Genomic DNA, 24,979 nt, shown 5'->3' on the forward strand with positions numbered 1-24,979 from the left:
CTACCCCCGCAACGACGTGAGATCGATGCGGCCGTTGTACAAAGCCGCCATCAGCCTCAATGCCGCTTCGCCACGCGCCTTGCTCCAGCCGCCGTGTTCGACGTTGAGCAAGAACTTGTCAATCACGTCTTGCCGCGTCAGCGGCTCTTGCGCGCCGCCGCGCAAGTGAGGCTGCCGCTCCTCGACCACGCTGCCGTCCTTCAGCGTCACTCGCATATGGCCGGTATAGTTGCTTGGATAGGGATTGTCCGGATCGATGACGAATTTCACTTTCGCGGCGAGCGCGAGCACGCGTGGATCGGCAATCGCGCTTTCGGTGAAGGCGCCGAGCCCGACGCCGCCACGGACGAAGCCGGCCGCGAGCAGATAGGGCACGGCGAATTTGGCGGCATAGCCGTTGCGCGGGCGCTGCTTATCGGCGAGCGGCTCCCAGAGCCGGTGCACCGTGCCCTCCGCGACCTCGCAAACCACTTCCGCAACATCCTCGGCCTTGATGCCGCGCCCAGCCAGTCGCCGCGCGCAATCGATATAGGGCTGCGCCATGGTCCCACACGGATAGGGCTTGAAAGCAAGCGTATCGGTGACCCAACGCACGCCGAAATCGCCAACCAGCGCGTCGTAGTCGCCCTTTGTGGTGTGGGCGAAACCTTGGAACAGCCCGTGCACGCCCTCGAACACTGTGCGCGGGCCGACGAAACCGCCCCGCGCCAGAAGCGCGGCACGAATGCCGGATTGCGCGGCCCAGCCGGCATGCAGTCGCTTGGTCCAGGCGCCCTCGGCGAGATATTCGATGATGCCGCCCGCCATGCTGCCGGCAATCCCAAGCGCATCGACGATTTGCTTTGCGTTGAGGCCAAGCGCAGCACCGACACCGGCTGCGGCGCCCATCGCGCCGAATACCGCGGTCGGATGAAAGCCGGCCTTGTGGACGGCCTTTGGCACGACAAGGCTCAATCGGCAAAGGACTTCAGTGCCAACCGCAATGCCAGTCAGTGCCATGCGACCATCGGGATTGTGCCGTTCGCAGGCCGCCAGTACCGCCGGCACGATCACCGCGCCGGCGTGCACCGGACCACCCTCAAAGGTGTCGTCAAAATCCTCGCCATGCGCAGCGGTACCGTTGACGAAAGCGGCCCCGGAGGCGTTCAGCGTGCGCGCATGTCCAATCGCGGTGCACGGACCGTCGTCGTCGCAGCCCGCAAGGGCGCCCCGCACATAGTCCTCGTTGCGCGCGGTGACGCAGAGACCGACCACGTCGACCAGAAGACTCTCGCATTTATGAGCGGTTACAGCCGGTAGTCCACCCGGCTGCAGCGCAGCAATCCTCGCCGCCAGCACTTCGGCGATAGCCGTCTGAGGCAACATAGCCGGCATCAGACACGAAACAGTTTTGTGTAGCGCGCCTTGATCGCCTCTCCCTCTTTTTCCACCGCCGCGGCGTCGTCCTTCATGGTCTTGATCTCGGCGAGCGGCCTGCGGCCGGCTTTTTCCTTGGTCTGCGAATGCACCGAGCGCAGACCACCGACGTCGACAATAAGCTGCTGTGCCTCCCGGCTCAGGCTGAAGGCCTGGAACAGCCGTGCCGCGTTCGGGTGCGGCGCGGCCTTGAAGACGCCGTTCGGACCGATGATCAGCGGGGAGCCTTCGGTGGCATAGACCGGCTCGACGGGACGCCCCGCCTCCTTGATCTGGAAGATATTGTATTCGTTGCCGTCGGCCATCACGGCGCGCTCGCCAAGATCCAGCTTCTTCGGTGGATCGGCCGAAGACTGCACTTGCATCACATTCTGCTTGGCGAGTTGCTCGAAATAACTCCAACCGAGATCGCGCTGCATCTGGTAGGTCGCGGTCATGATCGTGCCGCTGTAGCCGGGATGCGCTTTGACAATCTTGCCCTTCCATTTGGGATCCAGCAGATCGGCAAAACTCTTCGGCGCGTCTTCCGCCTTAACCAGATTGGTGTTGTAGGCGATAATACTGAGCCAGACGCGGAAGCTCGCGAACTGGCCGTCGGGATCCTTGTGCTCGGCAGGATAAAACTTCGCGACATCCTCGGGGACGTAGGGCGCCAGAATGCCGTCGCGTTTCCAGACGATGAAATGGGCGGCATCCGAGGAATTTACGATATCGACCGCATGTATCTTGCTGGCATATTCCTGGCCGATCCGCTGGAACACGCGTTCGGCCCCGGTTCGCTCAACCCGCACCGCGATCCCCGGATATTTGGCTTCGAATGCCTTGGCCAACTTCTCCGCCACCGGCAAGTCGGTCGAGGTATAGTACATTACCTGACCTTCCTTTTTCGCAGCCTCGACCAGCGCCGGCGTAACCGCCTCCGCAGGTGGCGCTGCGGCAACTACCCGGGTTGAAAACACCGCGCCCGCCGCCAATGCTGCACCGCCCTTCAATACGCCGCGGCGCGAAATCGAAAGCTGTTTCATCCCTGTTCCCCGCTCGTGAAAGGCGAAGTTGCATACACCGAAGCCTAACCCTTATTCCGAAGCGACGCCCTTAGTCTATCGTCGACAGCCTATTCGCACTGCAGATAGATTGGCTACACAGGAAAGAACACCAGGGAGAGACGAATGACCGGCTCAAGGTTCGTGCTGGCGCTGGCCGCAGCCCTGCTGACGACGCCGATGGCAGCGCCAGCATTGGCGCAGGATTATCCGGCGCGCCCCGTCAAGATAATCGTGCCCTTTGGCGCAGGCGGGCCGGCCGACGTCACCGCCCGCCAGCTCGGCAACATCCTGCAGGAGAATTTTGGCCAGCCATTTGTGGTCGAGAACCGTACGGGCGCCGGCGGCGTGATCGGCACGGTCGAGGCAGCAAAGTCGCTACCGGACGGCTACACGCTGTTGATGATGTCGAACACCCAGACTGCAAATGAATCGCTGCTGTCGCCGGCACAGCGCAAATATGAACTGATGCGCGACCTCGCGCCGATTGCGCCGGCCAATTATTCCGACCTTGTGATCGTGGTACACCCGTCGGTGCAGGCAAAGACTCTGGCCGAATTCGTTGCGCTCGCCAAATCGCAGCCGGGCAAGCTGAACTATGCCTCGTCCGGCCAGGGCACGCCCTATCACATGGCCGGCGAGCTCTTCAAAGCGATGGCGGGAATCGACCTCGTGCACGTGCCCTATCGCAATAGCGGCGAGGCGCGAAGCGGCGTGATCGGCGGCCAGGTGCAGATGATGATCGACGCGGTGCCGGCGATGGCACCGAATGTCAACGAAAAGCAGGTGCTTGCCCTCGCTACGACCGGCAAGAAGCGCTCGACCGTCATGCCTGACGTGCCTACTGCCGATGCGGCCGGCGTCCCCGGATACGAGGCGACGATATGGCTCGGCCTGATGGCGCCGACGGGAACACCGAAGCCGATCATCGACAAGCTGAACGTCGCCGTGAATGCAGCAATCAAGCGGCCTGATATCGTGAAGCTGTGGACCGGTCAGGGTGCAGTGCCGATGTCAATGACACCGGAAGAGTTCGACAAGTTCCTGCGTGGCGACATCGTGAAGTGGGCGGACGTCGTCAAGAAATTCGCCGACAAGCCGCAGTAGGTTTTTTCGATGCCGCAGATCCGCTTCCGGCTGAACGGCACCGAGACAGCCGTCGACGCCGATCCGGAGCGTTCGCTGCTGGATATTCTTCGAAGCGAGCTCGGCTTGACGGGACCGCATTTTGGCTGCGGCGCCGGCGAATGCGGGACTTGCAACGTCATCGTCGGAAATCGCGCCGTCAATTCCTGCGACATGCCCCTGTGGTCCGCCGAGGGTAAAGACATCACTACACTGGAGGGTTTGGGCAGCGCAGAACGGCCGCATCCGCTGCAGCGCGCTTTCATCGCCGAGCAGGCGATGCAATGCGGCTACTGCATTTCCGGAATATTGATGAGCGCGGCAGCGCTGCTGCGGCAAAACCCATCGCCATCCGCCGACGAGGTGAAAGCAGCACTCGACCGCAACCTCTGCCGCTGCGGTTCGCACAACCGCATCGTGCGTGCTGTGCTGCGCGCGGCAAGAGAGATGTCCGCCGGATGAACACACCCTCCCCGCCCAGGCTGCCGGTCAGCCTCGCAGCCAATCCGCGGCTTTCATCGTGGCTGAAAATTTCAGCAGACGGGTATGTCGCGGTATCGCCCGGCAAGGTCGAGATCGGCCAAGGCATCATCACCGCGTTGGCGCAGATCGCCGCCGACGAACTCGATGTCGACATTTCCCGCGTGCGCATGCAGCGCGCCTCAACCGCCTCAAGTCCCAATGAAGGCGTGACCTCGGGCAGCCTCTCGATCCAGCAATCCGGCCGCGCACTCCGGCATGTCTGCGCCGAAGTGCGGCGCATCTTTCTGGCGAAAGCCTCCGATCGGCTGGGCACGAAAATCGATATGCTCGACATCCAAGACGGCACGATCAAGGGGCCGGGTAACGTCACCACGAGCTATTGGGAGCTGGCTGAGGAAATCTCGCTGGATCGCGATGCAAGCGGCGATACGACGGCAAAGCCGGTGGCGCGGCGGTCGCTGGTCGGACGCTCCGTGGAGCGGATCGATATTCCGGGCAAGGTCTTTGCGCAGCCACGTTTCATTCAGGACTGCGCGCCGCCGGGCACGCTTCACGGACGCGTGCTGCGGCCGGAAATTTCGGGCGCGAAGCTGGGAGAGCTCAAGCAGGACAGCGCGTACGCTGTCGCAGGCATTGTCGCTATCGTGCGCGACGGCGGTTTTGCAGGCGTCATCTGCGAAACCGAGCACGCAGCGGACGCTGCACTGAAGGCGCTACACGGGGGCGCGACCTGGGTGGGCGGCGAACCGCTCCCGGTGGAAAGCGACCTTGCGTCCTTCCTGAAATCGCAGCCGGCGGATTTGACCGTCATCGATACCCGGGGAGGCGCCGCTTACCCCGCGATATCACGCACAATCAGGCGGCAATTCTCGCGTCCCTACATTGCCCACGCTTCAATCGCGCCTTCCTGCGCCCTGGCAAGATGGGACGGCGGCCGCATCCACGTCTGGACCCACAGTCAGGCGATCTATCTCCAGCGCATCGATCTCGCGCGCGTCCTCGGGCTGCCCGTCGAAGACATCACCGTCGAGCACATGGAGGGCGCGGGTTGCTATGGACACAACGGCGCTGACGATGTCGCGCTCGATGCGGTCCTGCTGGCGCGTGCGACCCAAGGCCGTGCGGTCCGCGTGCAATGGTCACGCGCCGACGAGATGACCCATGCGCCGTTTGGCGCGGCAATGCTGGTCGAAATCGCGGCCGATCTCGATGCTCGCGGCGAGGTCGTCGGCTGGCGGCATTCGATCTGGGGCAACGGCCATACATCGCGCCCGGACGGCCTGGAGCCGCCCAAGCTTCTGGCAGCGACCGAACTGAAGGAGGCGTTTCCCCGCCTCGCAGCCGGCAACCAGCGCCAGCCGAGCGGAGGTGCCGACCGCAATTCCGTCCCGCTGTATGATTTTCCGTCATGGCAGGTCGAATTCCACCGGCTCTTGGCCATGCCAATCCGGACCTCGGCGCTGCGGTCGCTCGGAGGGCAGTGCAACGTGTTCGCGATCGAATCCATCATCGACGAGATCGCCTGCGAACACAGCGAAGATCCCGCCGCATTCCGCCTGCGCCACTTGCGGGACGGGCGCGCGCGAGCGGTCATTGAGGCCGCAACGAAGCGCGCTACCTGGAAGTCGGAGAGGCAGCCCGGAATCGGCCATGGCCTCGGGTTCGCGCGCTACAAGAATACGGGCGCCTATTGCGCCGTGGTGGCGGAGGTCGAAGCCATCGGTGAAGTTCGAGTGAAGAAGCTGACGCTGGCCGCAGATGTTGGCGAAGCCATCAATCCGGACGGCGTCCGGAACCAGCTCGAGGGTGGCGCCATTCAGGCGACCAGTTGGGCGCTCAAGGAGCAGGTGCGGTTTGACCGGCAGCGCATCACCAGCACGGGCTGGTCCAGCTACCCCATCATTCGCTTCAGCGAAATACCGGACATCGACATCGTCCTGATTCCGCGTCCGGACCAGGAGCCGCTTGGCGCTGGCGAGGCAGCGCTGGGGCCGGTCACCGCGGCTATTGGAAACGCCGTTTTCGACGCCCTCGGCGTGCGCATTCGTGATCTGCCGATCACCCGCGAAAGGCTGGTCGACTTGCTCGAAAACGCGTCATGAGGCCCGAGAATGGGGTGATGCAGAAGGGCCACACCGGCCCCAAATCCGGCTCGCGAGGCTTTGACACCCCGGGATTCGAAACCTACCGTGGAAACAACGGCTGAGGGTGCATTTCGTGCGAAATCCATGGATTTTGGCAACGGCCTCAACGGTCGCGCTGGCGGGCGCGAACGAAGCCTGTGCTGCGACTGCATATTCCTGGACTGGCTTCTATATTGGCGTGAATGTCGGCGCCGCCGGCCATGAAGCGACGACGCGCGACCTCAACGGCTGGGGCGCGAACGGCCTTTTCAGCCCACCCTATGTCAGTCCGTGGTTCAAATCGAGCACGACCACAGCGACGTTCGGTGGTCAGGCCGGCTATAGCTGGCAGATGAGCTACTTTGTCGTCGGCGTGGAGGCTGACGTCAACTATGTCGGTGCGTCGCAGACGTTCGTGCCTCCGAATACGCTCGCGACGCCTTGCGGGACTTCTTGCGTTGCGACGGCGACCAATGAGCTGACTTGGCTCGCGACCTTCCGTGGGCGCGCCGGATTCACCGTCGACCGTATCCTTATCTACGGCACCGCCGGCGTCGCGGTAGGACAAGTCAGCAACAGCTGGGGTTGGGATAGTGGCCCGCCGATCAGCGACTCGTTTTCGGTATCGGAAACCAGGACCGGCTACGCCGCTGGCGGCGGCGTCGAAGCGATGTTGACGCAGCATGTGTCGTTGCGCGCGGAGTACCTGCACGTCGATCTTGGCACTTCGCGCAACACAATAACAGGCGCGCCGCGCTTCGGCGCACCGGGGATCTTCACCAGCGAATTCAAGAACACGGCGGATATCGGCCGCGTCGGCTTGAGCTACCGCTGGTAACCCGCCCAAATCACTTCCGACGTCACCCAAGCGAGGGAGCGATCCCCGCCAGCCCGCTCCGCATGATGCGGCCCATGTCATTGCGCGGGATGTCGGCGACCTTGACGATGTGAACAGGCACAAACAAAGCCGGCAGATTCTGCGCACAATACGCGCGCAAGCCCTCGATATCGACGTCGGCCGCTCCCGCCACCACGGCCCACACTTCGTCGATCCCGCTGGCGCTGGCACGACAGAATGCACCGGCGTGGGCCACACCGGGATAGGACTGCAGCACGGTCTCGATCGTTTCGGGATTGACCTTGTTGCCGCCGACGTTGATGACAGCTTTTTCCCTGCCGGCGATAATGAGCAGGCGTTCCGGCGTGATGGTGCCTAGGTCACCAGGATAGAACCATCCGTCCTTGAAGACTCCTTCGGCGTTGCGCGGCGCGCCGACATAGCCGGAGACGCAGGTATGCCCACGAAAGCGAACGCGGCCCTGCTCGCCGGCCGGCAAGGACCGATCGGCCTCATCCACGATCTCCGCACCGATCCAGGGCGCGATATACCCGACAGCTCCCTTGGTTCCGACGATCCGGTGCGCGGGCGCCGACGCCAGCGGCGTGATCTCCGTGGCCGCATAGGTCGCGATCAGATGCGTGCACATGCGTTGCCTCACCCGCTCCGACAACGCCGCTGAAAGCATGCCTCCCGACGACAGCATGGTCTCGAACGGGCAGATGAAATCCGGCGAACTCTCGTAATAGCCCACGAATTCTCCCGCGCTTGCCGGCGAACCAATCATGCACTGGACGTTGTAGAGCCCGAATGCCTGCAGCGTTTCAGCCGGATCGGTGCCGCGAAAGAAAACCGCACCGCCCCGCGCGAGAATCTTCATCGCCCAGAGATAGCCCCAGCTCGTTGTCAGGCCTATGTCGAGAAAGATGCGCGCACAGGTCGGGACGATATCGCCAAAGATTCCGTCACAGGCGTGCATGCGCCTGACCAGCATTTCCTGTGTCAGCGCAATGCCCTTTGGATCGCCCGTCGTCGCCGACGTCAGAACGATGCGCGCGGCAGCGGTCTCGTAGCGGCCCGGAGCGTCATACCGTGGAATCGGCCCGTTATCCCCGGTCATCCAGCCCCAATCCGCGCGCAGCACCTTTTCGCAGCCGAGGATTGCATCCGGCATGTCGGTGATGACGGCATCAATGGTGAACTCGTCCGGCAAAGCCGCCTGTCCCGTCGACAACGACACAGCGCCGATCCGCTTCAGCGCGAGAATGGCGGCGAGATGGAGAACAGGGTCGCGTGTCCATATCGCTATGACGTCATTTGCCTTGATCCCCGCGCCAAGGCAGCGCCGGCCAATGGCATTGGCGAAAGCCCGCAGGCGGCCATAACTGACCGGTCCATAATTCGATCCAGGCACGCAAACGGCGAGTGACGTCGGATGATAGAAGGCCTGAAATTCAAAGGCGTCTGCGATATTCACGGCTCGGCTCAGTTGTTCGAATATGAGCCGAAGCTTCATTGAAAACGCCGGTCAGGTCAAACGCGTTGTCGGATGAGCGCGATACCTTGACCTCCGTGCCCTGCACGTGCGGTATTTGCGACCCTGTTGATGCGACGGCGCGGGACGGGATTGATGACTGGCTTGAACATCCTGAGCGGCGGCGCGGCGCAAGGCCTCGTTAGGAGTCTTGCGCCGGCCTTCAAGGCAAAGACCGGCCTCGATATCGACGGAGAGTTCGGTGCAGTCGGCGCAATGGCTGACAAATTGCGTTCCGGACGACCTACCGACATTGTCATACTCACACAAGCGCTGGTCGGTACGCTGGCCCAGCAGCAACTGGTCGCGCCGGCTTCCGCCAGGAATGTCGGCCTGGTCGAAACTGCCCTCGCCGTCCGAGCCGGCGATCCGTTGGTATCGGCGCCGGATCAGGCGGCCCTTCGCAAGGTATTGCTCGCCGCGCATGCAATCTATGTGCCCGACATTAAGGCTTCCACCGCGGGCATTCACATCGCAAAGGTACTCACGCTGCTTGGTATCACCGGAGAGGTCGAGAGCCGCCTGAAAATCTATCCGAATGGCGCGACCGCGATGCGACATCTGGCGGAGTCGCCCGCGCGGCAACCAATCGGGTGCACGCAATCGACGGAAATCATCAGCACGCCCGGTGTTGCGCTGTCGGGCGCACTGCCGCCCGGCTGCGAGCTTGCGACCATGTACACCGCAGGTATCACGACTGATGCCGCGCATCCGCGGGAGGCACAGACACTGATTGATCTTCTCACAGCCGAGGATCATCGCGATCTTCGCGACCGCGCAGGCTTTCTGGAACCCGCGTGACTTACAGGACGCCGCGACGGTAGCCGAGCAGCCGCGCCTCGGCAAAGGACATCATCAGCGATGTCAGGTAGCCGATCACGCCAAGCAAGATGACTCCGGCAAACAGGTCGGCCGACCGGAATGCGCGCGCCGATAGCAGCACGGAGTGGCCCAGTCCGTCGAGACCGGCGAGGATTTCGCAAACCACCGACAGGATCAACGCCACCGTCAGGCTGAGGCGCATACCGGCAAGTATATCAGGCGCTGCGGATGGCAGCGCGATCTTGAAGATCACGGCGAGGCGCGACATCTGCAAGGAACGCGCGACCTCATAGAGCCGCGGCTCGACGGCGGCAAAGCCGTGTATGGTCGCGAGCAACATCGGCCAGATCGCACCGAACGAGATCACGAACAGCGCCATCGTCTGTGTCAGACCGAACATCGCAATCGCGACCGGGATGATCGCCGAGACCGGCAGCGGGCGGAGAAATTCGAGCGACGGTGCGACATAGCTCCGTGCCGTGCGCGAGGAGCCGATCAGCGCGCCGAGCGCAATTCCGGCAACCGACGCAAGGAACCAGCCATAGACCATGTGTTCGAGTGTGCCGAGTAACTTGCTTGCGAGATCACCGGCGGTAAAGCCGCGGACCAGCGACGCCCAGGCGCGGTCGGGACCGGGAAGAAATACGGGCGAAACCAGCTTCAGGTTGGCAATGAGTTGCCAGAGCCCGACGAAGGCTGCGGCGACTACGAAGCTGACGATACGCCAATAGATGACCGGGCGCGTCATGTGCGATCCCTCACCAGCGCCGCGCGTCCGAACAACCGGCCTTGCATCAAATTGAGACCGGCGTTGAGGCCGAAGCCGATCAGGCCGATCCAGATCAGATAAGCCAACATCAGGTCGGCCTGCAGCCCCTGCTGCGCCGCCATGATGGCCGCACCAAGCCCGATCGGGTTGATGGCAATTTCGACAGTGACGGCCACGATCAGCGCGATGCCGGCGGCGAGGCGAAAAGCGACGAAGATGCGCGGCAACGCCGCTGGGATCACGATCTTACGCACACGATCGGCCGGCGACAGTTTTAGCGCGCGCGCCACTTCCATCAGGCGCGGTTCGATCTCGCGCACGGCTGCTCGGGCCAGAATCAGCACCGGCCATATGCACGCAAAGGACACGATCGCAATTTCCATGCGGTAGCCGAATCCGAGTGCGATCAACGCGATCGGCAGCAGCGCGATAGAGGGAATGGGACGGATGGCCTCGATGGTTACTTCCATCAGCCGGTCGACCGGCTGCAGGAGACCAAGGAGAATGCCCAGGGCCAGCCCGATGCTCCCTCCAAGGAACAAGCCGGCAAAGGCCGACATCAGGGTGTCGCGAGTCGCTGTGAGAATGGCGCCGTCGGCGAAAGCGGACCACAGCGCAGCCAGCACCGCGCTTGGCGGCGCCAGCGAGTCGCTGTGGAGATGAGCCGAGCGCGCCCAGATTTCGAAAACGAGCAGCAAAGTGACGGGAAGCGCCAGCGCCTTGCCCCGATCCGCCATCATGCCTCGGACGCCTTGATGAAATCGAACAATTCGCGGCGCAACCGCAGGAATTCCGGATTTTCTCGCGTCGTCAATTGATCGCGGGGCCGAGGCAGATCAATCGCGAGATCAATGCCGATGCGACCGGGATTCGGTAACAGCCCGATCACGCGGTCGCCGAGATAAATCGCCTCTTCCAGATCATGGGTGACGAAGATGACGGTGGTGGTGGAGGCCGCGACCAGCGACAGCACCTCGTCCTGCAATCCCTGCCGCGTCATGGCATCCAGCGCACCGAAGGGTTCGTCCATCAACAGCGCCTTTGGATCCTGCGCGAGGCAGCGCGCAATCTGCAGCCGCTGTTGCATGCCGCCGGACATTTCGGCCGGATACTTATTCGCATGGTTGGGCAGCCCGACCTTCTTCAGGAGTGCATCGATGCGGCCTGCGCGTATTGCGCCGGGAACGCCGGTTGCTTCCAGCGCTAGCGAAACATTGCCCGCCGCCGTGCGCCATGGCAGCAGCGCTTTGCCATAGTCCTGGAACACGATGGCGATGTCACGCCGCGGCGACAGCATCGCCTGCCCCTCGAATTGCACCGAACCGGACGTCGGCTGATACAGCCCCGCAGCAAGCCGCAAGGCCGTGGTCTTGCCGCAACCGGAAGCTCCGACCACGCAAAGGAATTCACCAGGCTTCACCGCAAGACTCAGATCCTCGACAATGGATCTGCCGCCAAGAATAAGCGTGACATTGGAAAATGCGATCTGCGCCGTTTCCGGTCGAGGCACGGCAACTTCTCTTGGCGCAATGGCAGACGGGGCCACCTTCACTCTCTTGCCTGAGCCGGATAAACGAATTTCAGTGTCGAGGCCAAATGCGCCTTCAACATGGTCTGCGACACGTCAAGCTCGCGCGCAAGAATCCTGTCCGCGAGGTTGCGATGAGCCGCAACGAACTCGGCGCCGTCCTCGAAGCCGCGCATCATCACCCGACGATAACGGTAGGCCTGGTCGTAGAGATCGGAATGTGCCGTTAGCAGACGCTTGGAACCGCATGCCGTCAGCAGCGAGGTGTGGAACGCCTTGTGCAGGCGGTCGAAATCTTCCGCGCCCTCGCGAAACTGGTCGCCGTGGCGCTCGACATAGCGTTGCATCTGGTGAAGCGCGGCGAGAATGCCGGCCTCCCACGCATCATCGCCATTGGCAATGGCAAGCCGCAGCGCTTCCAGCTCCACCACCGTACGCATACGGGTGATGTCGAGGAGATCTTCCCGGCTGACCTCGGCGACGCGGAAGCCGCGTTGCCCGATGCCGACGATCAGCCCGCGCGACACCAGCCGCGACAGTCCTTCGCGTAGCGGCGTGGCGCCGATGTCGTAACGGCGGGCAAGGTCAACAATGCCAAGCCGCGCCCCCGGTTCGAGCTGCCCGGTAAGGATGTCATGTTCGACCAACACGGCGGCACGCTCGCTCAGCGTATCGGCGCTGGCGGCGGCTTCCGGAATCCCATGCGCCGGTGCAGTCATGCAGCCCCTATTTCAGTATCAGCTTGTTCAGATCCAGTTTGGACTGCAACATCTTCTGCGACGACATGATGTCGATCCACCATGCGAGTTGCTCGGGCTTTAACGACGGCTCCGAACGGTTTGGCGGCGTGGCCTTGACCAGTTCGATCGGCTGCTTGGTGAATTTCGAAATCGAAACCGATGCCTTTTCGCGGTCGCTATTGACGATCGGCGCGGTCTCGGCGATGGCGGCGCGGAACTTCTTGACGGTCTCCGGATTCTTCTCGGCCCATTCACGCGAGGTCGCATAGAAGATGATCGGTTCGGTGCGGCCAAGCTCGGCGGCATAGCGCGCACCCACGGAGCCGAGGCCCGCATTGGTCATCCGCGTCACGAAAGGCTCGCCGGTCAGCACTGCATCGACGCTGCCGGACTTCATGATGTCCATCATGGTCGGGAACGTTACTTCCACGAAGTTGACCTGCTTTGGATCGACGCCCTTCTCGACCAGCCATTTGACGAACAGCACATGCAGGAAGGCGCCGAGGCCGGGTGCGCCGACTTTCTTGCCGACGAAGTCCTTTGGCGAATTGATGGTGATGCCGTTTTTGACGAATGCCGCGACATTGTTGTTGGTGACCGGGCTCATGACGCTCGCGCCGCCAATTGCGACGAGGTCGAGCCCGCCGTCCGCCGCCTGCAAGAACACCGTCGAGGTCGGGCCGCCGACCTGGATCGAGTTGGAGAGGATCGCCGCGGGAATGTTCGAGTTGATGCCGATCAGCACCATCTCGGCATCGATTCCGTGCTTCTTGAAGACCCCTTCGTCGATGGCGAGCATCGCGGAAGCGCAGTCCGACGTTGCCGTGCAACCGATCTGGATCTTGTTCTGCGCGAGCACCGGTCCGGCCGAAAGCACAACCGCCATCGCTGCTGCCGCAAGGATTCTCGTCATTTCGCCTCCCCGACCGCGATGTTCGCATCGCCTCTTGTTTATCGATATTTTTAATGATCATATATTTTCGAAAATCACAAGGGGGAACGCCCATGAAACTTTCGACATTTCGCTCCGGCGGCGCGGAAAGGATCGGTCTTGTTCATGGCCGCGACACCAAAGTGTTCGACTTGGCCAAGGCGGCAGAGCGCGCCGGCAGAACAAATCCTGCTTTCGTTTCAATGCTCTCCCTGGTGGATGCCGGCCCCGCCGCACTCGACCAAGCGAGCAGCCTGTTCGACAAGTATGGCAAGGATGACGCACTTTCCGAAAATGTCGCTGGCGTTGAAATTCTCGCGCCGGTCCCGGAACCGAGGCAGATGCGCGACGGCATGTCGTTCCCGCTGCATATCCTGCAGGCGCCACGCGGCCAGTTAAAGCTCGCGGCGCGCGCCAAGGGAGACGCGGCTGAACTCGCTCGGATCGACGCAGAGCCGCTCGGCGAATTGCCGGAAGTCTATCGCAAGCAACCGATTTTCTACATCACCAACCGCTTCAGCGTGCGCGGCACGAATACGACGGTAAAATGGCCGCGCTACAGCCAGGTGATGGACTACGAGCTGGAATTCGGCATCATCACCAAGAACAAAGGCGCCAATATTCCGGCCGCCAGGGCCAGGGACCACATCTTCGGCTTCACCATCTTCAACGATTTTTCCGCACGCGATGCGCAGCGCATCGAGATGGAAGGGCGGCTCGGACCGGCCAAGGGAAAGAGCTTCGACGGCGGCAACGTGATTGGCCCGTGGATCGTGACACCAGACGAGATCGGAGATCCCTACAAGCTGAAGATGGAAGCCCGCGTCAATGGCGCGGTGCGCTCACGCGGCGTCTCCGACGGCATGCTGTTCTCCTTCGAGGAAATCATCGCCCATGTCACCAAGGATGAGACCCTGATGCCGGGCGAGTTCATCGGATCCGGCACGGTGGGCAACGGCTGCGGACTTGAGCTCGGCTGGTATCTCGAGCACGGCGACACCGTCGAACTCGAAGTCGAGAAGATCGGCGTGCTGAAGAACCGGGTTGAACGGCAGGACGCCTGAGCGCTTAACTGCTGGCATCAAAATCAAACAAGCGAGGAAGACGCCATGGCGCGCAAACTGATCGACATCTCCGTGCCGCTACAGAACGACGTGCCGGCCGATCCGCCGGGCGGCCATCCGACGATTCAGTACATCAATCACCAGCAGGGCCTGCCGCGGATGCTGCAGTTCTTCGACGGATTGAAGGCTGAGGACTTGCCTGATGGCCAGGGATGGGCGGTCGAGCAGGTGCAACTCTCCACCCACAACGGCACGCATCTTGATGCACCCTGGCACTTCCATCCCACTATGAACCGCGGTGAGCGCGCATGGACCATCGACGAAGTGCCACTGGGATGGTGCTTTCAACCCGGCGTGAAGCTGGACTTCCGCCACTTGCCGGACGGCTATGTCGCGACCGCTGGGGATGTCGAGAACGAATTGAAGCGTATCGGTCACACGCTGTCGCCGCTGGAGATCGTCGTGGTCAACACCAGCGCCGGCGCCAAGTATGGCGAGCAGGACTACGTCAATTCAGGCTGCGGCATGGGCTATGAAGCGACCATGTATCTGCTCGAACGCGGGGTGCGGCTCACCGGCATCGACGGCTGGAGCTGGGATGCGCCGTTCGTCTACACCGCGAAGAAATATGCCGAGACGAAGGACGCCAGCCTGATCTGGGAGGGTCATAAGGCCGGCCGCCATATCGGCTATTGCCATATCGAGAAGTTGCACAATCTGGAGCTTCTGCCCTCGACCGGATTCTTGGTGTCGTGCTTCCCGGTGAAGATCGAGCGGGCTTCCGCCGGCTGGACCCGCGCCGTCGCCATTCTCGACGGCTAGAGAGCGCGCCGCCAATCTGCTGCCCACATGAATGGCGGCCTCAGCGCGCCGTGCCGCTGCGAGCCTGATTGGAGGGCTGGCCGATCTGTGCCGGGGTCGCCGATGCCGGGTCCGTACGCGTGCCAACAAACTCGGTTTGCACAGCGTCTACCACCCACTTTGCAACGTCGGGATGGCTAACAACATATCCAACCAGTGCAATCGCAAGGAGCAGCGGCAAGGCGAAGAGCTTCATGCTCCAATTCTGATAGATGTTCGGCTCGTCCTTTGGAGATTTGTCGAAGGGACCGTGCATGGACGCCTCCATAACGCAGGTACACTCCCCAGGCCCTTCCGCATACCGCACTGCACACGCCTTCCCCTGTGAATTGCTTCACAAGCCCGTCCAGTTCACCGCCTTGTGAGGTCTGCGCCGGAAACGACCACGTTGCGTCAGTTGCTATCGTCCGGTCCCGCCTCGATCAGGGCCTGCAGGGGTTCGGCCTTCAGCACCACAATGGCGCCGTGCTCGAGGCGCACCCAGCCCCGCGACGCCCAGGCGCGCAACTGCTTGTTGATGCTTTCGCGGGTCATGCCGACCATCTCGCTGATTTCCTGCTGAGTAATGGCGAGCGTGCGCTCGCCCTCCGTCAGCTTGCGCCGCTCGGTCAGCCGGAGCAGTGCGCTGGCTAGCCGGCCGGGCAGGTCCTGCAGAATGACCTGCTCCACCTGGTCGCTGGTCCAGCGCAGCCGCGCGCACAGCAGCTCGATGAACTTCATGGCCAACGTCGGTTGGCTTCGCACGAACGGCACGAATTCGCGGCGGTCGATGGTAAACATCTCGCAATTGGTGTTGGCTGTGGCATCCGCGCTCCTGACCTGGTTATCGAGCAGCGCCATTTCGCCAAATATCTCGCCGGGACCAATCAGGTTTAGGATGGCGTTGCGGCCGTCCGGCGAAGAGATGCTGATCTTCACCGTACCGCTGATCACCGCAAACAGGCTGGTTGGGGGATCGCCCTTGGCAAAGATGGGCGTACCCCGCTTCAGCGTGGCGTGCTTGGCGTAGCGGCAGAGCTGCTCGAACGCATCCGCCTCTAGGTCGGCAAAGTACGGATGTTTGCGCAGGACCGACAGCTTGCTGCTTGCAAACCCGCGGGCTTCGCCCTTGTTGTCCTGAGGCACGCTGGTTGACTCCCGGAAGGATTGCCGGCCGGCAATCCCTCCGTAATCAACGTAGTCCCTCTTTTCAACCGGAAACCGACTTTTTTTAGCCGCGCTGGGGGGCAGCAGCACGAATATGACGGCCAGCCTCGACGTCGCGACGGTAGTAAAGCCAGGCGCCCCTTCGTCGGGGCAGTCCCAGAATGATCCAGCATCCGCACAGGCGACACCAAAGCGGGAGACCAAGGGAACCGTGGCCCCGACCAGCACAGCAAGGTGGCGACAGCTACCGAACCACAGACCGGTCCGCGACGCGGAAATAGCCACTGGCGGCAGCGACCGACTTATCGGCATACGTGAACAGCTCGACAATCCAATGTTCCGACGCCGTCACCCCAACCACAGCACGCCGAAGATTCCGCGACGTTTGGGACAAGTCGCGCTACGCCAAACAACAAAAAAGCCCGGTGGCCAGATGGCCACCGGGCTTCTTGGAGATGCGACGATGTATGAGTCAGGCTGTTCGCGGTCGTTCCAGCAAGAGTTCAGCTACGCTAGCTCAAGAATTTGCGCCAATAGAGCGTGTGCGGCCACGCCCACGGATCTTTCGGTCGATACAACCGATAATTTGCCCGGATGAAGTTATTCGCCGAGACAGGATTGTCAGTAGTATCCGAGACTACCGCGTTCCACCCATTTCGTCGCACCTGCCCCTCCATTGCTCGCATAAACCGTAGCTGCAGGCTGTTTCCACAGTGGCCGCGGAGCACCCCGACTCGAGAAAAATAGCCGGCGTTGTGAGCACGAGTCGACGGAATCACTCCTGCAAATCCAACCGGCAAGTTGCCACGATAGGCGAGCCACCAATGTCCTTGTTCGAAGTCAGGAACGACTGCTGCGTCGAAGAATGTAAGACGATGAATTTCAGTCAGGATATCGGCGATATCCTCGTCGTGGCCGTCGACGGCGCGAATCCGATACATGCCGTATCCTTGGGATAGGTTTCCCCGCCTGGACGAACCAGCCCGAGAAGGGAGCCTGAGACAACTATCGGTTCTGACCTGCCGATTACTTTCCCAACATGACTTTGAAGCCAAGCCACGCTGCCCCGACGAGCCCCGTCACGATCACCGTGATCATCGCCTTGAAAGTATGGTCCTGCATACCGCGGAAAATAATGACGCCGTCGCCCGGCGTCTCGATCTTGTCTGTGAATTGCCGAAAACCATGGCCGAGGCCAAGCGAAGCGATCTTGCTCTCGATCAGCCGCTTGCTCGACTGCGCCAGCGTGCGTTGCGCCTCGCGGATGCAGACGGCAAGCGTGCCGCGCTCGGCCTGGCAGGTCTCAACCAGCAATTCGCCAAAGAAATGCGACTTGCCTGAGCCGCGACCGCCATAAACGCCCTTGTAGCGGGCGGGCCTCAGCAGCGGCTCGAAGGCCATGGCTGTCGGGATTTTCAGGATGGACAAAGGGTTGACCTGAATCGTTTCTTCGAAAGTGCGGGACAGGGCGCCTCACGACGCTTGCGTTCGTCAATTGCCCTCGCAGGGCGTGTTGCTTTCCTCACGATCCTGCACCCTTTTCCGATGAATCCCCGGGATGCACGATCACACGCTCGATCCGGTGAATTATCTTGAGCGGATCGTCTCCGCCTTGCAGTGGTTGCGCTACCTTGCCCCAGCCGCGATCGAGGATCGAATTCGCCGCCGAGACGCGCGCGGCGGGAGTTGCGTCCTTCGAGCGCATGATGCCGACCAGCACATTGATTGCGGTCCTGGTGTGGCTGCGGGCGATGGAGCGGATTTCGGTCAGGGTCCTGGCTTTGCTCACTCGTAGCATTCCCAAACAGCGATGACGACGAGCCCGGCGAGCGCAAGCGAGATCAGATAGGCGGTCACGGGCAGCTCCTGGAAGAAAAAGAAAGTGGCGGCATGATCGCTTTCCCTGGATCATTTCCGGCGCGAACCATATCCCTCAACCGGAGGGGCCGCCTGCGGCGGGGCGACGAAACCCCGCCGCAAGGCCGGTGCGTTCGCGCGCACCGGCCAGTAACGCGTTGAATAGGGCTCGGACGGCGGCTCGCTTCCGACGCGGGCAGGACAAGGGGAAGTGTGGCGTCGTGACGTGCGGCCGCCGTCCGATTGGGGATGGGCGTCAAACAAAAAGCCCGCCGCGGATGGCTCCGCGCGGGCTCTCGATGGTTTTTCCGATGATGGCCTTATGCACCTGATTTGCCCGACGCGTCAAGCGCAATTTCGTAAATTACGAAATTATTTCGCGAGCAGATCAAGTAGCTGTGCCTGACATCGCGCGTATTAGGGCGCCCGGGCCGTCAACCCTTTCCAATTCGTAAACGAATTGCGCACAAACTGAGGACATGGCTTCGACGAATGGAAACAGCCCTTCGCTAGCGTCGAACCAAAGAAAAAAGCCCGCCGCCGGTGTCCGGCGCGGGCCATGCAATCTTCGCGATGATGGCGGGATGTCAGTGATTTGCCCGACGTGTCAAGCGCGCTGAATGATTTTCTACAGCGTCGCCCAAGGCGAGTAGGCAACCCGCATGCCAAAGGAGACGGCCGATGTATTTTGCTGCTGTAGTCCTGCTGATCCTGTCCGGCGTCCTCTACGCGGCCGGACATCGCGAGCTCGGTGCCTATAGCGCCGACGTTTGCCGCTATGGCGGAATGTTCTGCGAAAACCCTTCGATCGTGCTGGTCGCCGCCGGCCTTGCCGCCGTCTGGGGCAAGTTCGTCAGCATCCGCTAGTTCCGCATCAGATAGAGCGGCGTGCGAAGCGTCAGCGTGTAGGACGGCTTCGGCACCCAGGCGATCTGTGCGGTGACTCCGAAAAGGCGGTTGTCATCGTCATCCATGCGGTCGAGGTCGAGGCGCACGATCGGCTGCGTGAAAGGTTCGAATGGCACCAGCCGCAGGATCTGCGCGCCGCCGAACGACTGCACGCCAACCCGGCCGGTGAATTTCCAGTTATTGGGCCACTGATAGTAGCCGCCAACCCAGCCGACGATATTGTTGTTGATCCGGGCAAGAGGGGAGTCCACGTCGACATTGGTGTGCTGCACGCCGGCCAGCCATCCCCTCGTCTCGTCTTCGTCAAGCGCGTAGCCGAACTCGACGATGTTGTTCAGCGAAGTAACGGTCAGCGGCGAACCCGGCGCGGAGCGCGTGACCGTCGTTTGCAGCGTCACGGTCGGAAAATATCCGCCATTCTGCTGATAGATGTCGGCCTGGACGCCGAGATTCCAGCTCGTGACCTCGAGCGACGACCATCCCGACCCGCTGTTCGAGGCGCTGGCGGTGAACCCGCCATAGAGCGAGATGCGGTCGCTGACATCGATAGTGAGCGGCACGTCGATCCACGCATTCTGGCTTGCAGGCGAAGTCAGCGTCGGCAGGGTTGGCAAGACCGGCGCGACCGGGAGCGTCGCGGCATTGAGCAACGTCCTGAGATTGGAGAGCGTCCCGAACGGCGAGAAGGACCCAAGACCGATCGAAAACGAGTTGGCCGGCAACGTCGAATAATTCGTTCTCAAATCAAGATAGATATTCGGCGACCATGGCGCGGCCGTGCCATTGGCATCGTCGCCGGCGCAGACCTGGCTACCGCTTATCAGCGCAAGCACCATGATCGCCATGCGGCTCGCCGCCCGCACCCGGCGATACGGGACGTCTCTTGCGCTTCGCCCTCCGCCTACGTTACCCATCACAGACCCTCGGCCGGATCGGACGTTACACCAGCGGAGGGAATGCATTCAACCTAATGAGCACGCAAACAAAAGCCCGCAGCCGTATCCGGCGCGGGCTCAAATGCTTCTCGCGATAATGGGCAAATGCCACTGATTTGCCCGACGTGTCAAGCCTTATTTTCGATAATTCAGAATTTGCCCTTCGCGGCATCCTTGGCGGCCGACATCACCCCGCCGCTGATCTGGCGCATATGCTCGCCGGCGTTGGTAAACTGGCTGCGCAGGAATTCCGACTGGATGCGCATAGCTTCCTGGAGGTCGGTGGCATGAACCAGCTTGCGGGCATGCTCGAAGGCCGCCCTCATGTTCTGCTCGGTGAAGGTCAGCGCCTGCTTCGAAATCTCGGTGCCCGGATTCGGCATCGACGCCATGGATTTCGCAGCCGCATCGAAGAACATGCCGAAGGCCTTTTCAGCCTGGTCGATGGTCTTTTCGGCCAGATCGCGCAATTCCGCCGGAACTTCCAACTTCGGTTCAATCATGGTCGCCCTCCAATTTCCGGTGGACGTTACCATATTTCCGGCTGCTGTCTGCGGCGTATTGGCGGCTTGGCCCAGCTTGCCGGCGAGGACCGCCGGCACCCGGCCACGACGGTGTCGGCGATCAGCCTCCGCCCGAAACCTGCGTCGCGATATGGAACGCCAGGAAAACCGCCGGCACGCTGATGAGCCTGAGAACCTGATCCACTGAAAGCATCGTTCGCCCCTTTGTCCCCGACGCCGCCCCCACGGCCTGCGTCAATTCCCGCGCTGCGCCGCGTGCTGATCCGAGACCAGCACCTGGTCGGTGTAGGCTGCGCCCGAGATGGTGAGCAGCGCCAGAATCGATATGACGGCCAGCGTTTTCATGCTGATGATGGTCGTTCTCGAATGTGGCCAAAAACGTCAGCGCTTGGCGCATTTTCAGGACGTTCCGGGGGAACTTGTTGGAACGTGATGTCGCGCGTGCGTCGTCTTGCCGGAGGGCGGACGAAATTTCGCTAACAAATCTCGGTGCATCGCGCCAAACCGCGCGATGCCGGATGATGTCGGGATTGTGGCGCTGTCGTAGCCGCCCCGTATCAGTACCGGTACGGCTCGATATCCAGCAGCGGGAACGCGCTGAACACGCTCGGAAGATTCGTCGCCGTGGCCTGGTTCAGATAGGACCTGTCCAGCTCCCGGAAGCTGGTGACGCCCAGCAGGCCAAGGCAACGGATCACCTCGTCCTCGAGCAGTTCCAGCATGCGGACGATACCGTCCTCGCCCGCCGCGGCCAGCGCCCAGCACTGCAGCCGGCCGATGCCGACCAGATCGGCGCCCGACGCGATTGCCTTGACGATGTCGGTGCCGCGGCAGAACGAGCCGTCGACCATGATCCTGGCGCGGCCGGCAACGGCATTGACGATCTCGGGCAGCACATGCATCGCACCGCGGCCGTGGTCGAGTTGCCGGCCGCCATGGTTGGAGACGTAGATCCAGTCGACCCCGTGGTCGAGGGCGATCAGGGCATCCTCTGCGGTGGCGATGCCCTTGATCACCAGCGGTATCTTGAACTTGCTCTTGATCAGTTTGACGGTGCGCCAGTCGAGCCCCTTCTGGAAATCGCCTCCGGTAGCCCGAATCCGGCTTTCGCGCACATAGCGCTTGGCAATATCGCGTTCGCGGCGGCTGTAATGGGCGGTGTCGACCGTGAGGCAGAACGCGGCATAGCCGTTGGAAATGGTCCGGCTGACGACGTCTTCGACGAAGGCGTCGTCGCCGCGGACATAGAGCTGGTAGAAGCGCAGCGCATCCGGCGCGGCCTCGGCCGTCTTCTCCAGGCCGGGCTCGGAGACCGAGCTCAGCATGTGCGAGGCGCCGAACCTGCCCGCGCCGCGCGCCACTGCGGCGCCGGAATCCGGATCGAAAATCTCAAGCGCGCCGACCGGCGCGATCATTACCGGCAGACGCAGCCTGCGGCCGAATGCCTCGACCGACGCATCGACCCTCGCCACGTTGCGCAGCACGCGCGGGCGGAACGCGATCTCGTCGAGCGACATGCGGTTGCGCCGCATCGTTGTCTCGGTCTCTGATGCGCCGACGATATAGTCCCACGCATTCTGGTTGAGCTGGGCGCGCGCCTTGTGCACGAACTCGTGCAGGTTCTGGAATTCCTCGCCGCTGGCGCCGAGTTCGACATTCCGCGTGGGCCGGGCCGGCGTGCCGTCATTCATGTGCTTCACTCCTCGCTTGTCTTATTCGTCCGTCCCGCGCGTCGGGATCGCCATGCCGAAGGCACCGGCCTCGGCCAGTTCGGCGATGCGGCGATCGTCGTAGCCGAGCGTCTTGCGCAGCACTTCCTTGGTGTGCTGCCCGAGCAGCGGCGCGGCAATGGGATCGACCGTCGGCGTGAGGCTCATATTGAGCGGCGTCTCGATGTTGGGGACCGCGCCCGCTGTCGGGTGCGGAATGCGGCTGAGGCGGTCGCGATCGCGCACCTCCGGAGCATTGAAGCCCTCTTCGACCGTACGCAGATAGCCTACGGGGATGTTGGCCTTCTTCATCTTCGCCATCCAGTTCTCGAGCTTGTCGCTGGCGAACACTCCGGCAATGATGGCGCGCAGCTTTTCCTTGTTGGCCGTACGCGCCTTGCGATGCGAGAAGTCCGGGTCGGTGACGAGATCCGGACGCTCCAGCACTTCCGTCACCAGCCGCCGATAGAGCCGGTCGTTGGCGCAGGCCATGTAGAGCGGTCCGTCGGAGGCGCGGTAGACGCCGACCGTCGGCGATCCGTTCGGCGAGTTGCCGAAACGGCCGGGATTGTTGCCGCTGATCAGATAGGCCATGCCGTAGAAGCCGGTCATGGCAACCGCGATGTCGATCAGCGCGACCTCGACGCGCTGGCCCCGGCCGAGTTTCTCGCGGGCGAGCAGCGCCATCAGGATCGCATTGCACGCCGACATGCCCGTGGCCATGTCGACGATCGGCGGCCCGGTACGCACGGGCTCGCCGTCCGGAAACCCGTTGAGCGACATGAAACCGCTTTCGGCCTGCGTGATCGGATCGAAGCCGGGACGCAGCGCAAAGGCTCCCTGGCGGCCGTAAGCCGAGATCGAGCAGTAGACCAGGCGCGGATTGGTCGAGACCACCGAGTCGTAGTCGAGGCCGTACTTCTTCATCACGCCGCCGGAAAAGTTCTCCACCACCACGTCTGCCTTGGCGATCAGCGCGCGGGCGACCTCCAGTGCTCTTGGGTTGGTGAAGTCGAGCGCGATGCCGTGCTTGTTGCGGTTGAGGCTGAGGAAAGCGGCGCTTTCGCCGCCGATTTCGGCATGCTCATACGCCCGGGTGTCGTCGCCGCCGTCAGGATTCTCGATCTTGATGACCTCGGCGCCGAAATCGGCCAGCGTTTGCGTACAGGCCGGCCCGGCGACGACGCGGGTGAAATCGACCACCAGCAACCCATCGAGCGCCGTCGGCTGATCCTTGGCGCGCGGCGCGCGCTCCGGCAGATGCGGTCCTGCGGTCATTCCCGGCGTTCCCCCCAAACTTCCGCCCAGCGGCATTGGGCCGAGGCGACACTTTGGGGCTTTTTAGCGAACACCGCAGGTAAGGCCAAACCCGGATTTTGCAGGGCCGGACCTGTCGCGGGCATAGCTGCTCGCGCCTCCGGCCGGGGCCGGCCCGATTGCAGTCGGCGAGGTCACGCAAACCAGCCAGACGGCGGCCCCGTTCGGCCGGCGGCCGTCACTGCTGGTTCTTCTGCCAGAACGAAAACAGCCCCTGCGAGGCGGACCCTCCGATCACGCAGGGGATACCGACAGCGACCTGCCCCAGCGCTGCGGCAGAGACGCAGCCGAGCGCCACGGCGCCGACACCGACCTGGCCCCAGAAGTCGAGATTGCGCCGCGCATCCGACCCCTTGGCCTTCAGATCCTCGACCGCAGTCACGGCATCGCGGCGCAGCGCGCCGATCTGCACGGTATCGGCGGCCTCGACCACCTCCGCCAGCGGCGCCCTGACCGGCTCCTTCGCGTGCGACAGTTCGCTGCGCAGGAACTCGCGCAGATTGGCATCGCGAATGGCGTAGCTTGCCAGGGTGTATCGCGCCATGCTGCCGACCGTCAGCTTGTCGACGGTATCGCGGCTCTTGCTCCAGGGCAGCATCTCGACGATGCGCTTGATCGGCATGTGCGAGCCGGTTGCGAAGTAATAGCCCCACAGCGTATCGAGCAGATCCTGGTTGCCGGCAAAGGTCAGCGTTGTGTTGACCTTCTTCTCCTCCTTGGCGAAGGGATTTTTCGTAAAGCCGTTCTTCAGCTTGTCCATCATCCCGGGTCTGGTTTCCTCGAGCGGGATTTCACTCAGGATCGGCAACTTGCCGGCGAGATAATTGTCGATCATGACGCGACGCGCCGGCATCCGCGGCGCCACCCGGCGCAGCACGTTGCGCCAGTCCGGCAATCCCGAATAGGCGATGGCGCGAACGATCACCCATTCATCTTCCGGCGCCACCGGAAAGAAACTTGCGATCAGCTTCTCGGCCCTGGCCGGGTTCGATCCGATCGCGCCTGCGATGAAGCCGAGATAGATGCCGGCATTCTCCGGCTCCTTGAAGGTCTGGGCGTGGAACAGTACCCGTACGGCGGCGGGAACGTGCGCGTAAGCCGGTTTGGTCCGGTAATTGTAAATCCATTGCTGCACCACACCGAGCGACGCGCGCGGGTCGATCTCGGGTGCCTTCTCCGCCAGTGCAGGCTGCACAAGCATGATCGCGGCGGCGACGAGAGCTAGGTAACGCATGTGATGCTCCTGGCGAGGTTCGGCGCGGATTACACCAACCTCTCCGGCTACTTGGATTGGCGAGACATGAG

26 protein-coding genes are annotated in these 24,979 nt (G+C 62.5%); 8 read left to right on the top strand and 18 right to left on the bottom strand.

What is annotated here, in order from left to right; translation table 11 throughout:
- Together HZB49_RS04310 and HZB49_RS04315 are read right to left on the bottom strand one after the other, a co-directional pair.
- Positions 1 to 1,365, bottom strand: coding sequence for an MmgE/PrpD family protein (locus tag HZB49_RS04310; RefSeq protein ID WP_291609267.1), 1,365 nt, complete (start codon positions 1,363 to 1,365; stop codon positions 1 to 3).
- An 8-nt stretch (positions 1,366 to 1,373) separates the two neighbouring features.
- Positions 1,374 to 2,441 (bottom strand): extracellular solute-binding protein, encoded by a 1,068-nt coding sequence (locus HZB49_RS04315; protein ID WP_291609268.1) that lies wholly within the window; start codon positions 2,439 to 2,441, stop codon positions 1,374 to 1,376.
- Positions 2,442 to 2,585: 144 nt separating this feature from the next.
- Between HZB49_RS04315 and HZB49_RS04320 the strand changes: the two genes are divergently transcribed.
- The 4 genes from HZB49_RS04320 (at position 2,586) to HZB49_RS04335 (ending at position 7,028) form a co-directional block, all read left to right on the top strand.
- Entirely contained in the window at positions 2,586 to 3,566 is a 981-nt protein-coding gene (locus HZB49_RS04320) for a tripartite tricarboxylate transporter substrate binding protein (RefSeq protein WP_291609269.1), read from the top strand.
- 9 nt (positions 3,567 to 3,575) lie between these two features.
- Positions 3,576 to 4,046, top strand: a complete 471-nt coding sequence (locus tag HZB49_RS04325) for a (2Fe-2S)-binding protein (RefSeq protein ID WP_291609270.1) — start codon at positions 3,576 to 3,578, stop codon at positions 4,044 to 4,046.
- Positions 4,043 to 6,169: a molybdopterin cofactor-binding domain-containing protein gene (locus HZB49_RS04330; RefSeq protein WP_291609271.1), complete on the top strand. Its 2,127-nt coding sequence runs from the start codon at positions 4,043 to 4,045 to the stop codon at positions 6,167 to 6,169. Before HZB49_RS04325 ends, HZB49_RS04330 begins: the two co-directional genes overlap by 4 nt.
- 115 nt (positions 6,170 to 6,284) lie before the next feature.
- Positions 6,285 to 7,028 (top strand): outer membrane beta-barrel protein, encoded by a 744-nt coding sequence (locus HZB49_RS04335; RefSeq protein ID WP_291609272.1) that lies wholly within the window; start codon positions 6,285 to 6,287, stop codon positions 7,026 to 7,028.
- 22 nt (positions 7,029 to 7,050) lie between these two features.
- Here the strand turns inward: HZB49_RS04335 and HZB49_RS04340 are convergent, their stop codons facing one another.
- On the bottom strand, positions 7,051 to 8,544 hold the full coding sequence (locus HZB49_RS04340; RefSeq protein WP_291609273.1) for a class I adenylate-forming enzyme family protein: 1,494 nt from the start codon (positions 8,542 to 8,544) through the stop codon (positions 7,051 to 7,053).
- Positions 8,545 to 8,658: 114 nt separating this feature from the next.
- Between HZB49_RS04340 and HZB49_RS04345 the strand changes: the two genes are divergently transcribed.
- Positions 8,659 to 9,363 (top strand): substrate-binding domain-containing protein, encoded by a 705-nt coding sequence (locus HZB49_RS04345; protein WP_291609274.1) that lies wholly within the window; start codon positions 8,659 to 8,661, stop codon positions 9,361 to 9,363.
- 1 nt (position 9,364) lies between these two features.
- On the opposite strand, the gene HZB49_RS04350 is transcribed toward HZB49_RS04345, so the two are convergent.
- The 5 genes from HZB49_RS04350 to HZB49_RS04370 all read right to left on the bottom strand — a co-directional run bounded on the left by HZB49_RS04350 (position 9,365) and on the right by HZB49_RS04370 (position 13,334).
- Positions 9,365 to 10,132 carry an ABC transporter permease gene (locus tag HZB49_RS04350; protein WP_291609275.1) on the bottom strand — a complete coding sequence of 256 codons (768 nt, stop codon included), beginning with the start codon at positions 10,130 to 10,132 and terminating at the stop codon, positions 9,365 to 9,367.
- Complete coding sequence (locus HZB49_RS04355; RefSeq protein ID WP_291609276.1) at positions 10,129 to 10,713, bottom strand: ABC transporter permease subunit; 585 nt, start codon at positions 10,711 to 10,713, stop codon at positions 10,129 to 10,131. The genes HZB49_RS04350 and HZB49_RS04355 overlap by 4 nt, the downstream gene beginning before the upstream one ends.
- Positions 10,714 to 10,889: 176 nt before the next feature.
- Complete coding sequence (locus HZB49_RS04360; RefSeq protein ID WP_291609277.1) at positions 10,890 to 11,699, bottom strand: ABC transporter ATP-binding protein; 810 nt, start codon at positions 11,697 to 11,699, stop codon at positions 10,890 to 10,892.
- A 2-nt stretch (positions 11,700 to 11,701) separates the two neighbouring features.
- Positions 11,702 to 12,400 carry an FCD domain-containing protein gene (locus HZB49_RS04365; protein ID WP_291609278.1) on the bottom strand — a complete coding sequence of 233 codons (699 nt, stop codon included), beginning with the start codon at positions 12,398 to 12,400 and terminating at the stop codon, positions 11,702 to 11,704.
- A gap of 7 nt (positions 12,401 to 12,407) precedes the next feature.
- Positions 12,408 to 13,334 (bottom strand): ABC transporter substrate-binding protein, encoded by a 927-nt coding sequence (locus tag HZB49_RS04370; RefSeq protein WP_291609279.1) that lies wholly within the window; start codon positions 13,332 to 13,334, stop codon positions 12,408 to 12,410.
- Between the two features lie 92 nt (positions 13,335 to 13,426).
- On the opposite strand from HZB49_RS04370, the gene HZB49_RS04375 reads away from it, so the two are divergent.
- Entirely contained in the window at positions 13,427 to 14,416 is a 990-nt protein-coding gene (locus tag HZB49_RS04375; RefSeq protein WP_291609280.1) for a fumarylacetoacetate hydrolase family protein, read from the top strand.
- A gap of 45 nt (positions 14,417 to 14,461) precedes the next feature.
- Complete coding sequence (locus tag HZB49_RS04380) at positions 14,462 to 15,238, top strand: cyclase family protein (protein WP_291609281.1); 777 nt, start codon at positions 14,462 to 14,464, stop codon at positions 15,236 to 15,238.
- A gap of 40 nt (positions 15,239 to 15,278) precedes the next feature.
- Here HZB49_RS04380 and HZB49_RS04385 read toward each other — a convergent pair whose 3' ends face one another.
- The 5 genes from HZB49_RS04385 to HZB49_RS04405 all read right to left on the bottom strand — a co-directional run bounded on the left by HZB49_RS04385 (position 15,279) and on the right by HZB49_RS04405 (position 18,212).
- Positions 15,279 to 15,533, bottom strand: coding sequence for a hypothetical protein (locus HZB49_RS04385; RefSeq protein ID WP_291609282.1), 255 nt, complete (start codon positions 15,531 to 15,533; stop codon positions 15,279 to 15,281).
- Positions 15,534 to 15,670: 137 nt separating this feature from the next.
- Positions 15,671 to 16,402 carry a Crp/Fnr family transcriptional regulator gene (locus HZB49_RS04390; RefSeq protein WP_291609327.1) on the bottom strand — a complete coding sequence of 244 codons (732 nt, stop codon included), beginning with the start codon at positions 16,400 to 16,402 and terminating at the stop codon, positions 15,671 to 15,673.
- A 533-nt stretch (positions 16,403 to 16,935) separates the two neighbouring features.
- Complete coding sequence (locus tag HZB49_RS04395) at positions 16,936 to 17,364, bottom strand: GNAT family N-acetyltransferase (protein WP_291609283.1); 429 nt, start codon at positions 17,362 to 17,364, stop codon at positions 16,936 to 16,938.
- Positions 17,365 to 17,449: 85 nt separating this feature from the next.
- Positions 17,450 to 17,851: a phage terminase large subunit gene (locus HZB49_RS04400; protein WP_291609284.1), complete on the bottom strand. Its 402-nt coding sequence runs from the start codon at positions 17,849 to 17,851 to the stop codon at positions 17,450 to 17,452.
- A gap of 94 nt (positions 17,852 to 17,945) precedes the next feature.
- Positions 17,946 to 18,212 carry a hypothetical protein gene (locus HZB49_RS04405; protein ID WP_291609285.1) on the bottom strand — a complete coding sequence of 89 codons (267 nt, stop codon included), beginning with the start codon at positions 18,210 to 18,212 and terminating at the stop codon, positions 17,946 to 17,948.
- Between the two features lie 749 nt (positions 18,213 to 18,961).
- Here HZB49_RS04405 and HZB49_RS04410 point away from each other — a divergent pair.
- Positions 18,962 to 19,147 (top strand): hypothetical protein, encoded by a 186-nt coding sequence (locus tag HZB49_RS04410; protein WP_291609286.1) that lies wholly within the window; start codon positions 18,962 to 18,964, stop codon positions 19,145 to 19,147.
- Here the strand turns inward: HZB49_RS04410 and HZB49_RS04415 are convergent.
- The 5 genes from HZB49_RS04415 to HZB49_RS04435 form a co-directional block, all read right to left on the bottom strand.
- A complete protein-coding gene (locus HZB49_RS04415) occupies positions 19,144 to 20,034 on the bottom strand; it encodes a hypothetical protein (protein ID WP_291609287.1) in 891 nt (296 codons plus the stop codon). The two genes, HZB49_RS04410 and HZB49_RS04415, sit on opposite strands and share 4 nt — an antisense overlap.
- A 239-nt stretch (positions 20,035 to 20,273) precedes the next feature.
- A complete protein-coding gene (locus tag HZB49_RS04420; RefSeq protein ID WP_291609288.1) occupies positions 20,274 to 20,627 on the bottom strand; it encodes a phasin in 354 nt (117 codons plus the stop codon).
- A 578-nt stretch (positions 20,628 to 21,205) separates the two neighbouring features.
- Positions 21,206 to 22,339, bottom strand: coding sequence for an alpha-hydroxy acid oxidase (locus tag HZB49_RS04425; RefSeq protein WP_291609289.1), 1,134 nt, complete (start codon positions 22,337 to 22,339; stop codon positions 21,206 to 21,208).
- Positions 22,340 to 22,360: 21 nt separating this feature from the next.
- The gene (locus tag HZB49_RS04430) at positions 22,361 to 23,635 is read right to left on the bottom strand and encodes a CoA transferase (RefSeq protein ID WP_291609290.1); all 1,275 of its coding nucleotides are present in this window, start codon (positions 23,633 to 23,635) and stop codon (positions 22,361 to 22,363) included.
- Between the two features lie 217 nt (positions 23,636 to 23,852).
- Positions 23,853 to 24,908: a hypothetical protein gene (locus HZB49_RS04435; RefSeq protein WP_291609291.1), complete on the bottom strand. Its 1,056-nt coding sequence runs from the start codon at positions 24,906 to 24,908 to the stop codon at positions 23,853 to 23,855.
- Positions 24,909 to 24,979 lie beyond the last annotated feature (71 nt).

It is taken from the genome of Bradyrhizobium sp. (assembly GCF_016219575.1).
Lineage (GTDB): Bacteria > Pseudomonadota > Alphaproteobacteria > Rhizobiales > Xanthobacteraceae > Bradyrhizobium.

What these genes read in the sequence shown, in the direction of transcription:
- HZB49_RS04310 (WP_291609267.1), bottom strand. Translation starts at nt 1,365, where the DNA reads ATGTTGCCTCAGACGGCTATCGCCGAAGTGCTGGCGGCGAGGATTGCT.
- HZB49_RS04315 (WP_291609268.1), bottom strand. Translation starts at nt 2,441, where the DNA reads ATGAAACAGCTTTCGATTTCGCGCCGCGGCGTATTGAAGGGCGGTGCA.
- HZB49_RS04320 (WP_291609269.1), top strand. Translation starts at nt 2,586, where the DNA reads ATGACCGGCTCAAGGTTCGTGCTGGCGCTGGCCGCAGCCCTGCTGACG.
- HZB49_RS04325 (WP_291609270.1), top strand. Translation starts at nt 3,576, where the DNA reads ATGCCGCAGATCCGCTTCCGGCTGAACGGCACCGAGACAGCCGTCGAC.
- HZB49_RS04330 (WP_291609271.1), top strand. Translation starts at nt 4,043, where the DNA reads ATGAACACACCCTCCCCGCCCAGGCTGCCGGTCAGCCTCGCAGCCAAT.
- HZB49_RS04340 (WP_291609273.1), bottom strand. Translation starts at nt 8,544, where the DNA reads ATGAAGCTTCGGCTCATATTCGAACAACTGAGCCGAGCCGTGAATATC.
- HZB49_RS04345 (WP_291609274.1), top strand. Translation starts at nt 8,659, where the DNA reads ATGACTGGCTTGAACATCCTGAGCGGCGGCGCGGCGCAAGGCCTCGTT.
- HZB49_RS04350 (WP_291609275.1), bottom strand. Translation starts at nt 10,132, where the DNA reads ATGACGCGCCCGGTCATCTATTGGCGTATCGTCAGCTTCGTAGTCGCC.
- HZB49_RS04355 (WP_291609276.1), bottom strand. Translation starts at nt 10,713, where the DNA reads ATGTCGGCCTTTGCCGGCTTGTTCCTTGGAGGGAGCATCGGGCTGGCC.
- HZB49_RS04365 (WP_291609278.1), bottom strand. Translation starts at nt 12,400, where the DNA reads ATGACTGCACCGGCGCATGGGATTCCGGAAGCCGCCGCCAGCGCCGAT.
- HZB49_RS04370 (WP_291609279.1), bottom strand. Translation starts at nt 13,334, where the DNA reads ATGACGAGAATCCTTGCGGCAGCAGCGATGGCGGTTGTGCTTTCGGCC.
- HZB49_RS04375 (WP_291609280.1), top strand. Translation starts at nt 13,427, where the DNA reads ATGAAACTTTCGACATTTCGCTCCGGCGGCGCGGAAAGGATCGGTCTT.
- HZB49_RS04380 (WP_291609281.1), top strand. Translation starts at nt 14,462, where the DNA reads ATGGCGCGCAAACTGATCGACATCTCCGTGCCGCTACAGAACGACGTG.
- HZB49_RS04385 (WP_291609282.1), bottom strand. Translation starts at nt 15,533, where the DNA reads ATGCACGGTCCCTTCGACAAATCTCCAAAGGACGAGCCGAACATCTAT.
- HZB49_RS04395 (WP_291609283.1), bottom strand. Translation starts at nt 17,364, where the DNA reads ATGTATCGGATTCGCGCCGTCGACGGCCACGACGAGGATATCGCCGAT.
- HZB49_RS04410 (WP_291609286.1), top strand. Translation starts at nt 18,962, where the DNA reads ATGTATTTTGCTGCTGTAGTCCTGCTGATCCTGTCCGGCGTCCTCTAC.
- HZB49_RS04415 (WP_291609287.1), bottom strand. Translation starts at nt 20,034, where the DNA reads ATGGCGATCATGGTGCTTGCGCTGATAAGCGGTAGCCAGGTCTGCGCC.
- HZB49_RS04420 (WP_291609288.1), bottom strand. Translation starts at nt 20,627, where the DNA reads ATGATTGAACCGAAGTTGGAAGTTCCGGCGGAATTGCGCGATCTGGCC.
- HZB49_RS04425 (WP_291609289.1), bottom strand. Translation starts at nt 22,339, where the DNA reads ATGAATGACGGCACGCCGGCCCGGCCCACGCGGAATGTCGAACTCGGC.
- HZB49_RS04430 (WP_291609290.1), bottom strand. Translation starts at nt 23,635, where the DNA reads ATGACCGCAGGACCGCATCTGCCGGAGCGCGCGCCGCGCGCCAAGGAT.
- HZB49_RS04435 (WP_291609291.1), bottom strand. Translation starts at nt 24,908, where the DNA reads ATGCGTTACCTAGCTCTCGTCGCCGCCGCGATCATGCTTGTGCAGCCT.